The sequence below is a fragment of the Candidatus Syntrophosphaera sp. genome, from assembly GCA_019429425.1.
Taxonomy (GTDB): Bacteria; Cloacimonadota; Cloacimonadia; order Cloacimonadales; family Cloacimonadaceae; genus Syntrophosphaera.
Window position 1 is genome coordinate 1 of record JAHYIU010000076.1, and the last position, 11,731, is coordinate 11,731.

The 11,731-nt window shown below is 59.1% G+C and carries 7 protein-coding genes; all 7 read left to right on the forward strand.

Going from position 1 to position 11,731, the window contains the following annotated elements:
- The first annotated feature begins 220 nt into the window (after positions 1 to 220).
- The 7 genes from K0B87_07850 to K0B87_07880 all read left to right on the forward strand — a co-directional run bounded on the left by K0B87_07850 (position 221) and on the right by K0B87_07880 (position 11,632).
- Positions 221 to 910: a zinc-ribbon domain-containing protein gene (locus K0B87_07850; GenBank protein ID MBW6514654.1), complete on the forward strand. Its 690-nt coding sequence runs from the start codon at positions 221 to 223 to the stop codon at positions 908 to 910.
- A 159-nt stretch (positions 911 to 1,069) separates the two neighbouring features.
- Entirely contained in the window at positions 1,070 to 2,263 is a 1,194-nt protein-coding gene (locus tag K0B87_07855; GenBank protein MBW6514655.1) for an efflux RND transporter periplasmic adaptor subunit, read from the forward strand.
- Positions 2,260 to 5,364, forward strand: coding sequence for an efflux RND transporter permease subunit (locus K0B87_07860; protein MBW6514656.1), 3,105 nt, complete (start codon positions 2,260 to 2,262; stop codon positions 5,362 to 5,364). The genes K0B87_07855 and K0B87_07860 overlap by 4 nt, the downstream gene beginning before the upstream one ends.
- A 473-nt stretch (positions 5,365 to 5,837) precedes the next feature.
- Complete coding sequence (locus tag K0B87_07865; GenBank protein ID MBW6514657.1) at positions 5,838 to 7,529, forward strand: SBBP repeat-containing protein; 1,692 nt, start codon at positions 5,838 to 5,840, stop codon at positions 7,527 to 7,529.
- A 7-nt stretch (positions 7,530 to 7,536) separates the two neighbouring features.
- Entirely contained in the window at positions 7,537 to 9,228 is a 1,692-nt protein-coding gene (locus K0B87_07870; protein ID MBW6514658.1) for an AMP-binding protein, read from the forward strand.
- 23 nt (positions 9,229 to 9,251) lie between these two features.
- A complete protein-coding gene (locus K0B87_07875; GenBank protein MBW6514659.1) occupies positions 9,252 to 11,246 on the forward strand; it encodes a T9SS type A sorting domain-containing protein in 1,995 nt (664 codons plus the stop codon).
- Between the two features lie 50 nt (positions 11,247 to 11,296).
- Positions 11,297 to 11,632, forward strand: a complete 336-nt coding sequence (locus K0B87_07880) for a hypothetical protein (protein ID MBW6514660.1) — start codon at positions 11,297 to 11,299, stop codon at positions 11,630 to 11,632.
- The last annotated feature ends 99 nt before the right edge of the window (positions 11,633 to 11,731 follow it).

Sequence of the window (11,731 nt, forward strand, 5' to 3'; positions counted from 1 at the left end):
ACTGGAGGAACTGGATAATCACGATTTCACGCGATTCAAGTATCGCATTGCCAGTTAATCTTTTGCGTTAGCTCGCTGTCATTTGCCTGGTCTAATTTGCAATGATTTAGATGTGGGAAAGATAAGTCTGAAGAATCGGCCGCGCCAAGAGCGAAAAACCTTGACAGCGGCAGCCGGCCAGGATAGTTAAGCAATATCTTCGCGAACAAGGAGGACCACCATGTTTTGTTCCAAATGCGGCCGGGATATCCCGGATGGTTCCGCTTTCTGCAACCACTGCGGTTTCCGCGTCCTGCCGGACATCTCCCAACTCGTGCCCACAAACGACGGCCCCATCGGCATCCTGGGTGTGGCCTGCTTTTTCCTGCCTGTATTGGGCCTGGTACTCTATGTGCTTTGGAGGGACAGGGCCCCGATGAAAGCCCGGGGAGCGGGCAAAGCCGCCATCTGGGGCGTGGCGGCGCACTTTGTGATCATCCTGCTGGGCATTCTGTTCGCCCTGGGCGTTCCGCTCTATCTGAGCGGGGTGCAAAAAACCCGATCCAACCAGGCGCAGACAGCCATCACGGCTCTCCGCCAGGCTTACGATCAGCACTATGAGAACAATGGCCCCGCCGCGGAATTGGGAATCGAAGAAGCCGTGCAAGCCAGCGATCTGGACCCCGAAACGCTGAACAACTGGAGCTTCCAGGTCTTCGGAGATCCGCCCGAAGCCTATGTCGCCACCTCCACCGCGGCCTTTCCGGACGGGGCTGGCAAGCAGGTCTGGTATGGCGTTTGGGAGGGCCAGTTCCACGGCTACGGGATCGACGCGTACGACTATCCGTTCACGGAGGAAACCGAGACCGGATGGGAGTGGGAGGAAGATCCCCAAGCCCCAATTCCAGGCGATCAGGCCCAAGGGATCTAATATCGTATGGCGCCGAGCCTCTTCCGCACATATAAATTGACAATATCAGGCGGTCCCCCAGGAAAGTTAAATCCTGATAACTGAAAGCAAAACAGGAAGTTGGGCTTCGGGCAAGCCGGCCCCGACTCTGTGATTGGTTTATATAATTGGGAGAAACATATGAAAAAGATAATCTGGCTGGTGGTGATCATTCTGGCGATCCTGATCGGCTGGCGCGTGATCGCCCGGATCAGGGAAAAAAGCCCCTCGGGCGCGGGCAACAGAGGGCAGCAGGCCGTACCGGTGCAAACCGCACCGGTGCAGTCAATGACCGTACGTGACATCGGCCAGTTCAGCGGTTCGCTCAAACCGATCTCCGGCTTCACCATCGCGCCCAAGGTGGCGGGGCGCCTGGAACGACTAATGGTGAACATCGGGGACAGGGTGACCCGGGGCCAGTTGGTCGCGGAGTTGGACGACGACGTCTATCAGCAGCAGTTGGAGCAGGCGCGGGCAAACCTGGCCGTCGCGACGGCTCAGGTGGAACAGGCCAGGCTGGCTTGGAAAGCCGCGGAAGCCAATTGGGAAGCGGTCAAAACCCTCTTTGAGCAAAATTATTCCAGCCAGGCGGTGATGGACCAGACCGACGCCGAAAAAGCTGCGGCCAGAGCCAGATACGACATCGTCCAGGCTGAGGTGCAGAGGGCGGAATCGCTTGTGCGCACGGCTGAGATCCAGCTTTCCAACACCCGGATAACGGCCGCCTGGAACGGAGGCGGAAACACCCGTGTGGTGGGCGAACGCTTTGTTGACGAGGGCAATCTGCTGACGCCCAACGTGCCCATCCTGACCCTGCTGGACAACAGCACCGTCACCGCCCAGATCGACGTGATCGAGCGCGATTACGCCCGGATCAGGATCGGCCAGCCCGTGAGCGTACAGACCGACGCCTTTCCGGAGCGCGAGTTTTCCGGACGCCTGGCCCGGCTGGCCCCTGTTTTGCAGGACGTATCTCGCCAGGCCCGGGCCGAGATCGACATCCCCAACTCCTGGGGGCTGCTCAAACCGGGGATGTTCGTCCGGGTGCAGATCGAATACGCGAAGCACGACAATGTCCCGGTGGTGCCCAAGGCCGCGATAGTCCAAAGGGACAGGCTTAGCGGGGTCTTTGTGGTTGACCCTGAGGCCCAGACGGCCAGTTTCATACCCATCACAATAGGGATCACCGACGGCGACTTCACCGAAGTGGTGGAGCCCCGGATCAGTGGCGAGGTGATCGTTCTGGGGCAGGACCAGCTTCAGGACGGGGCCAAAATCAAGCTGCCGGATCAAGCCGGAGAGGCCAAAAAAGGCAAGGCGGCAGGCAAACCATGAGCATGGCCCAGAAAGCGGTCGAACGCCCGATCTTCACCATTATGGTGGTGCTGGTGGTCATAATCCTGGGCGGATTGGCGCTCACCAGGCTGCCGATCGACCTGCTGCCGGACGTCACATTCCCCTCCCTGAGCATCTCCACCAGCTACGGCAATGCCGCGCCGGAAGAGATCGAACAGTTGGTCACGCGCCCCATCGAAGAAGCCCTGGCGGCGGTGCCGGGGGTGGAATCGATCGAATCGGAATCCAGCGAAGGCAACAGCAGAGTCCGCATCTCCTTTAACTGGGGCACAGACCTGGACGCGGCCTCGAACGACGTGCGCGACCGCCTGGACAGGATCGTGTCCGTCCTTCCGGCCGAGGCCAGTCGTCCCTCACTTTGGAAGTTTGACCTTTCCGCCACGCCCATCATGCAGATCGGCGTGACCAGCGAACTGAGCCAGCTGGAACTGCGCCGCCTGATCAGCGACCGGATCGAATACCGCCTGGAACGGGTCCCGGGCATCGCCGCGGTCAGCGTCCGGGGTGGACTGGACCGGGAGATCCACATCAATCTGGACCCGGACAAGATCAAGGGCCTGCGCGTCCCTCTGGACCAGGTGCTCAGCGCCATCCGCGCCGCCAACGTCAATCTGCCCGCCGGATCGGTCACCAGCGGCAAAAGCGAGATCAACATCCGCACTCCCGGCGAATTCACCAGTTTGGACCAACTGCGCCAGACCGTGGTCCTGGAGCGCGGCGGAGCGCCCATCACCCTGGAGCAGATCGCCGCGGTCGAGGATTCCTGGGCCAGGGTGACCCGCCACACCCGGATAAACGGCCAGACCGGGGTCCAGATCTCCCTGAACAAGCAATCCGGCACCAACACCGTGGCCGTGGCACGGGCCGCGCAAAAGGAAATTGCCAACATCAACCGGGACATCCCCCAGGTGAAACTGCTGCCGATCATGGACAGCTCTGTCTATATCAGCCGCTCCATCCGCAACGTCGGCATGTCCGCCTTTTTCGGAGGCATACTGGCGATTTTCGTGCTGCTCTTCTTCCTGCGCAACATCAAAAGCACCGCCATCATTTCCACCGCCATCCCCGTTTCCGTGATCGCCACCTTCGGCCTGCTCTATTTCAGCGGGCTCACCCTCAATCTGATGAGCCTGGGCGGGCTGGCCCTGGGGGTCGGAATGCTCTTGGACAATTCCATCGTGGTGCTGGAAAACATCTATCGCCTGCGGGAAAAGGGCATGGGCAAAAAGCAGGCCTCGATCGAAGGCACCAAAGAGGTCACTTCCCCGATCATTGCCAGCACGCTGACCACCCTGGCGGTGTTTTTGCCCCTGATCTTCATCCGCGGGATGAGCGGCATCCTGTTCAAACAGCTTTCCTACGTGATCGGCTTTTCCATCCTCTGCTCCATGGTCACCGCCCTGACCCTGGTGCCGATGCTTTCCAGCCGCCTGCTCTCGCTCACCGATCCCCAGGCCAGGCCCGACGAGAGTTTGGGCAAGAAGCTCTACCACCGCGTGGGAGGCCTGCTCTCCGCTTTGGAGGACAGATACAAACGGCTGCTCCATCTGGCTTTGGACCATCGCCTGGCCACGGTCCTGATCGCGGCAGGCCTGCTGGCCGGGTCGCTGCTGCTGATCCCTCTGGTGGGGACTGAGCTGATGCCGGAAACCGACGAAGGCGAGATCCGCGTCAACGTCGAAATGGAGCCGGGCACCAAATTGGACATCACCGACGCCGTGATGCAGCGGCTCGAGGGCCTGGTGCAAAACGAGGTTCCGGAACTCAGGAACATGGTCACCATCACCGGCGGAGGAGGCTGGGGCGCTGCGGAATCGCACACCGGCTTCATGCGGCTCTCCCTGGTCCAGCAGAATGAGCGAAAGCGCTCCGGCGAGGAGGTGGCAAACCATCTGCGCCCTTTGCTGGGGAACATACCCGGGGCCAAAATCCGCGTCCAGCCGAGCGCCGGCATGATGGCACTGAGCCGCCTGACCGGAGGCGGGCGCCTGGAAGTGCTGATCCGCGGGCATGATCTGGAAAGGGCCGGAACCCTCGCCCGTGAGGTCCAGGGGATCATGGATTCCGTGGATGGCGTGACCGACAGCCGCATCAACCGCAGCATCGGCGCCCCGGAGGAACTCGTTCTGGTGGACAGGCAAAAAGCCGCCGAACTGGGCCTTTCGGTGCAGCAGATCGCCTCCATGCTGCAAACAGTTTTATCCGGCCGCACCGCCGGCTATTATAGCGAGGACGGCAAGGAATATTCCATCGTGCTGCAGGTCGCGGATGAGGACCGGGGCAGCCTGGAGGAGATCCTGAACCTGACCCTCACCAACAGCGCCGGGGCACCCATCGTCCTGCGCAACGCGGTCAGCATCGAGCGCGGCGTCGGCGCCACCGAGATCGAAAGGCAGGACCAGGAACGGGTGACTTCCATCAATGCCAACATCACCGGACGCGACCTGGGCTCGATCATCCGCGACATCCGCTCCAAGCTGCAGGGAATCGCCATTCCGCCTGATCTGGCCGTAGTTTTCGGCGGGGATTACGAAGAACAGCAAAAATCAACCCGGGAACTGATGGTCGGCTTCATCCTGGCCCTGATCCTGGTCTATATGGTCATGGCCAGCCAGTATGAGTCCCTGCGCGATCCTTTCGTGGTGATGTTTTCCGTGCCCTTTGCCATCATCGGGGTCGTCCTGATGCTCTTCCTCACCGGCACCACCTTCAACATCCAGTCCTACATCGGCATCATCATGCTGGGCGGGATCGTGGTGAACAACGCCATCCTCCTGGTCAACACCACCAACCAGCTCCGCAGGGACGAGAAGCTCGGAGTGCGCGAAGCCATCGAGGAATCGGGCCGCCGGCGCTTGAGGCCCATCCTGATGACCGCCAGCACCACCATCCTGGCCATGATCCCCATGGCGATCGGGATCGGCGAAGGCGGCGAAGCCCAGGCACCCATGGCCCGCGCCGTGGTCGGCGGAATGCTCAGCTCCTCGCTCATCACCCTGGTCTTCGTTCCCGTGGTCTATTCCTACTTTGAAGAGAGGTCCCGCCGCCGCAAAAAGCCGGCCCCAGCTCTGGAACAGTAAGCCGGCATTTTCAGCCCGGAGGACGGCAGTGCATTAACACGGTATGAAGAGACGCAAGCACGCAAAGGAGCGCAGCGAGTTTGCGGGATAAGGATCGGAATGCCGTGATAGTGGGGGACAAATTGATTGTTTTTTCTTACCCCACCTCCACCCCATTGGCGGGAAGACGTCCCGCCAATGGAGGTGGAGGTGGGGATATTTTATCTTTGGGAGCATACCCCCATGGTCACGGCATTCCGCTGCGCTCCATACCGTGCTAACGCACTTCCGTCCTCCGGACTCCCATCACACACAGATATGGGGGCTATCGCCTAGTAATCCGGCACCACTCATCACGGCATTCCCTAATTTGGAACTGGGATTTAAATCAACAGCCGGCAATAAAACTGGAGCCTGATCGGCGAGAAATATCTTGACAAAGTACATCCGTTTTCGGATACTGAATATTTTGTGATCCATTTTCTGGAGGATAGATGAGAAGTACCATATACATCATTGCGCTCCTCAGTTTGCTCTGTGTGGCTTCGTTTGCCCAGATCGAGGAGTGGCAGTGGGTTTTGCCTGCCGGAGGGAGTTCGGATGATTATTCCCTTTCCATCGTCGCCGATGACTTGGGAAACAGCTATGTAACTGGTAATTTTGCGGATACTCTCTATATTGGGAGCAGCGTCCTGATCAGCAACGGAGACGAGGATATCTTCGTCGCCAAGGCCGGTCCGGACGGCAATTGGCTTTGGGCAAAGAGCGGAGGCAGTTCCGGGAGCGAATCCGCGCGGGCCATCACGCTTGATCCCAACGGCAATGTTTTCGTCACAGGAATATTTTACACCCCTGTCACCTTTGGCGATTTCACCCTTACCAGCAACGGGGAGCACGATTTCTTCGTCCTCAAGCTGGACAACTCCGGAAACTGGGTTTGGGCCCTCAGCGGCGGCGGGATCTATTCAGACGAAGCCAATGGCATCGCCTCTGATCAAGGGGGAAACCTCTATCTGGTGGGCTCTTTCCTGGATACTGTCGCCTTTGGCGCCACCAGCCTCACCAGTCATGGCGGCTGCGACATCTTTGCCGCGAAGATCGATCCCGCGGGGAACTGGGTCTGGGCCGCGCACGCGGGCAGCATCGAAGAGGAGCCGGGCATACCCTGGCTGCCCGTGGGGGATTTTGGCACAGGAATAGCCCTCGACGGCCAGGGAAACATCTATGTGGCCGGCAATTTCATCGGAACGGCCAATTTCGGCAGCTTGGGCATCACCAGCACGGGAGAGCACGACGTTTGCGTGGCCAAGCTCGATCCCAATGGCAACTGGCTTTGGGCGCGGCAGGGTGGCGGCCTTTATCCCGACTGGGCTCAGAGCATCGTGGTCGATCCGGGTGGTGACATCTTTGTGGGTGGAAGTTACAGGGTCAGCGCGGATTTTGGCGGCTATGTCATCAACGCTTTTTCAAACACCCATCCCGAGGTCTTCATCGCCAGCATCAGTTCCGAGGGGACATGGCTCTGGGCCAGACGGGCCGGAGGAAACTACATCATCAGCCTGGGCGGCATGGCCCTGGATGATTACGGCAGCCTCTTCGTGAGCGGCTCTTTCTTTGGTAACGCCAGTTTTGGCAACATCAATCTGAGCAGTTGGGGCCTGGGCGACATCTTCCTGAGCAAGATCTCCCTGTCCGGCGATTGGCAGCACGTGATGCAAGCCGGCGGCACGCAGAATGACCAGGGCCTGGACGTGTGCATCGACCATTCGAACATCTTTCTGGCCGGATCCTTCAGCGGCGACGCGCAGTTTGGCGATCTGTTCCTCACCAGCGCGGGAATGCGGGATGTCTTCCTGGCCAGGATCCAAGGCTATACTTCGATCTGGGACGATACCCAAGCTCCCTCCGCACACATGGTCCTGGGCCAGAACTTTCCCAACCCCTTCAACCCCAGCACAACGATCTCCCTGAACATCAGCGCCGGAGACAGATACAAGCTGGACATCCACGACCTCCGGGGACGCCGGGTCGCCACCCTGTTCGAAGGATTCCTGGCTCCCGGCAGGCATGACCTGGTTTGGAACGGCAGCAGCGACAACAACGAGCCCCTGCCCTCGGGAATCTATTTCTACAGGCTGTCCGGGCCAGGCCAGTCCATCACCAAAAAAATGCTCCTATGCAAATGAGGATAATATGAACGCGCCTTTTGAACTCACTTTAAAAGCTATGATAGACCGCTCCTGCGAGCTCTACTCCAGCCGTCCGGCCCTTTCCACTGTGGATTGCGAGCCGATCACCTATGGCGACCTGCGGGAGCAGATCAACGCCCTGATCCTGATGATGAGCGAACAGGGGATCGTCAAAGGCGACCGCGTGGCCATCCTTTCCCAAAACATGCCGAACTGGGGCGTGGCCTATCTGGCCATCACTTCCCTGGGCGCGGTGGTTGTGCCCATCCTCACGGATTTCCACGTCAACGAGATTCTCCACATCCTGCGCCATTCCGATGCCAAAATGGTCTTCGTTTCCTCCGCCCAATACGACAAGATCGGCTATGCGGACCTCGATCCGAACCTGATCCTGGTCGCCCTGGACAACTTCGAGCCCCTGCAGCGCGAATTTCCCAAGGACAAGCTGAGCGAATTCATCTACGAACAGGGCAAGCAGCTGCAAAAGCTGAAGCAGAAGGCGATGAAGGCAGTCGGGCTGATCAAGGAAACGATCTCGCCGGACGACATGGCCTCGCTGATCTATACCTCCGGCACCACCGGCCATTCCAAGGGCGTGATGCTCTCCCACAAAAACCTCGTCCTGGACGCCTACATCACCACCCAGTTCCAAAGGATGGACGACCACGACCGGCTGATCTCCGTCCTGCCGCTTTCCCACACCTATGAATGCACGATCGGCTTCATCATCCCGATGATGCAGGGCGCCTGCGTCTACTATCTGGACAAGCCCCCCACCGCGCGGGTCCTGGTGCCGGCCATGCAGCAGATCAAGCCGACCATGATCCTCACCGTCCCCCTGATCATCGAAAAGATCTTCAAGATGCAGATCTATCCGCAGCTCACGGGCAATCCGATCTTCAAAAAACTCTACAAGATGCCCCCCACCCGCAAACTCCTGCATAAAGTTGCCGGGAAGAAACTGATGAAGACCTTCGGCGGAGAGCTCCATTTCTTCGGCATCGGCGGGGCGCTGCTCTCCTACGAGGTGGAGCGCTTTCTCTTTGAGGCCGGGTTCCCCTACGCCATCGGCTATGGCCTGACGGAAACCTCGCCCCTCATCGCGGGCAGCAGTCCGCAGGAGGTGAAGTTCCGCGGCACGGGCAAGGTGCTCAAGCATCTCCAGGCGCGCATCGCCGACCCCGACCCCAAAACCCATATCGGCGAGATCCAGGTCAAAGGCGACACCGTGATGATGGGCTATTACAAGGATACCCAGCGCACCGCGGAGGTCTTCACCGAAGACGGATTCTTCAAAACCGGCGACCTGGGCATCCTGCGCAAGGACCGCAACCTCTATATCATCGGCCGCAGCAAGAACGTGATCGTGGCCGCCTCCGGGGAGAACATCTATCCCGAGGAGGTCGAGGCCCGGGTCAATGAGCACGAGGCCGTGCTGGAATCCCTGGTCTTCGATTCCGGCGGGCAGATCACCTCCAGGGCCTTCCTCAACTACGAATACCTGGACAGCCATTACCATCTGGACAAGATGGGCTCCGTGCCCGCGGAAAAGCTGATCCAGAACCTGCTGGAGGAGATCCGCGCCCACGCGAACCAGAACCTCTCTTCCTTCTCCCGCATCCACAAGATAGTCGAACAGAAAGAACCTTTCGAAAAGACAGCCACTCAAAAGATAAAACGTTTCCTCTACCAATGATTTTCCCCGCAACAAAGGTTCCAGTGCTGAGGCCGCTGGCAAGGCTGCGGCTGCTTTTCCTGGCGGGCATTCTGTTTCTGGCTGGCTCTTTGTCCGCCCAAAGCCAGCAGCCCCTGGTGCTGGACGGCCTGGAACTATCCCTGGGGCTATATGCCGACGCCCGGGTGGCCGAAAACACCTACCAGCCTATCTCTTTCAATGTTTCCAGCAGCACCTGGCCCGACAGCAGCGTAGTCCTCTTTTCTTCTCCGGAATTGGATCTGGCCGTGGCCGTTTCGCCCACCGGGCAGTTCGCCTCCCGGGCCTGGCAATTCAGCCTGCGCGCGGATTTCAAGCAGGAGACCTATCTGCATGAGCTTTATCTCAACCTGTCTGGACCGGACGGCCCGGCGATCCCCGTCCTGAAGGGAATTGAGGCCATCCAAACCGGAAATCCGGACCGCAACAGGAACGCGGTGCCCTACACGGACATGGCACTGGAATACACTCTGGGGGATCAAAGGTTCTGGACCGTGGCCTCCAATTATGCCGGCTGCGAAGGCGTGGAGGGGCTCACGGCCAACCGGATAACGCTTTACGATTACCGCAACCACTTTTTCCGCCTTTTCAATCCGGTCACCCAGAGGACCGACATCCTGCGCGACACGATGTACAAGCCAGCCGGAGGAAAGCACCGGTGGGGTTTCCTGCTCTTCACGGAAAAACCGGTTCTGCTGGATATCAACCGCTGGCTGGGAGACAGCCGGGCCGCCCTCTGCATCACCAACGACGCCGACGGGGAGATCCTTCCGCGCCTGCAGGCCGTGTTTGAGGGCAGCACCGATCCGGCCAGCCCCAAGTATCTCACCCAGGGCTTCTTTGCCCGGGGAATCCCTGTCAGCACCACCATCCACGGCAGCAACCAATCCACTTTGGGCCAGATGTGGACCTCCATCCAGGAGCAGGGAAACAGCATCGGCTACCACACTTTCGCCACCCACGAGGATCCGCCCGGAACCAACGCGCAGGCCCTGCTGCACGACCTTCTGCCCTATGGGATCAGGCACTGGATCGACCACGCCGTGCCCTTCAATCCCGAAGACCTTGCCTACAGCGGGCTCGACCCCGAAAGCTTGAATTTCGTCGGCAACCTGATCTGCCAGGCCGGGATAGACTACGCCTGGCCTGCCGATACGCCTCTCACTAATCCGTTCAACGCTTTTGAAGAGCCCTGGCATTTGCCCCACATCGTCTATGAAGCCAGTTCCCTCACCCGTCCGGTCTGGTTCTATGGCCGCACCAGAATGGAAGTCTGGGAATACAACGACGGCATCAACCCCCTCTGCTTCAAATACATGATGACCCCGGACAACCTGGATCTGCTTCTTGCCGAGCGGGGGCTGCACATTTCCTACACCCACTTCTGCTCCTCGCAGTTCGGGCCCCGGGTCAGCTTTTACCAGTATTTGCCCGACGGGTCCTGCGAAGTGCGCGACGACGTGGACGAAATGCTGCAGATGCTGGATTGGTACCGCCGGGAGCGCGGGCTCTGGATCGCCACCCTGGAGGACATCTTCGACCGCATGCTGGCCCTCGAGCTGGTGAAAGTGGTCTCGGTGCAAAAAGCCGGGGATGATGTGTTCAGGCTAAGCCTGGCCAATTCCTCAGCTCTGGATATCGCGGACCTGTGCCTGGATTTCCGGGGCCAGAAGATCAGCTTTCCCCTTTTTGCAGCAGGCGAAACCCGGCATTTTTACCTGCGGGAGGAGCGTTCTGGGGCCAGCTTGCCGCCTTCCAATTTCCAAATGCTGCAGCGCGACGGATTCCTGCTTCTGAAAAGCCGCGCCGGATTTGCTTTGGAACCGATGCGCGTGGACATCTACAACCTGCGCGGGCAGAAGGTCGGGTCCCACGCTTTTACCTCCACCCAGGGCCAGTTCGCGATCCCTTTCGCCGGAAAAGGCTCCGGCATCTATTTCGCCCGCCTCAGCCCTGAGAACGGAATCACGTCACTCCTGAAGTTCACCGTCATCAAATGATTCGCGCTGATAGATTTTCCCTCCCCAACAGGCGAGACCAATTAAAGCGATTGGTCCTGCTATCGGTCGCGTTGCTTTTACTATCAGGACTGGGCGGGCTGGAACCCAACCAGATCGATCTGGGCGGTCTGGACCTTATTCTTGATGTCCATGCCACTGCCAGGATCGGCGAATACACCTATCCGCCGCTTGCTTTCTCAGTTTCCAGCACCACCTGGCCGGACAGCAGCGTTATCCTCTATTCCGCTCCTGAATTGGACCTCACCCTCACTATCTCACCCACGGGCCAATTTTATCATAACGCCTGGCAGTTCAGCGCCCGGGCGGATTTCAAGCAGGAAGTCTATCTGCGGGAGTTATACAAGATTTACATTGACAAGCCATAAAACTTGATTATCTTGTCCCATAACTTTGATTAAAAGGAGTGGGACATGGGACGACACAAGCTAAGCATCGATGCAAGCACTTTGGAATCGATAGAGCAG

Excerpts from the sequence above, each read along its gene's own strand:
- K0B87_07850 (MBW6514654.1), top strand. The coding sequence starts at position 221 with ATGTTTTGTTCCAAATGCGGCCGGGATATCCCGGATGGTTCCGCTTTC.
- K0B87_07855 (MBW6514655.1), top strand. The coding sequence starts at position 1,070 with ATGAAAAAGATAATCTGGCTGGTGGTGATCATTCTGGCGATCCTGATC.
- K0B87_07860 (MBW6514656.1), top strand. The coding sequence starts at position 2,260 with ATGAGCATGGCCCAGAAAGCGGTCGAACGCCCGATCTTCACCATTATG.
- K0B87_07865 (MBW6514657.1), top strand. The coding sequence starts at position 5,838 with ATGAGAAGTACCATATACATCATTGCGCTCCTCAGTTTGCTCTGTGTG.
- K0B87_07870 (MBW6514658.1), top strand. The coding sequence starts at position 7,537 with ATGAACGCGCCTTTTGAACTCACTTTAAAAGCTATGATAGACCGCTCC.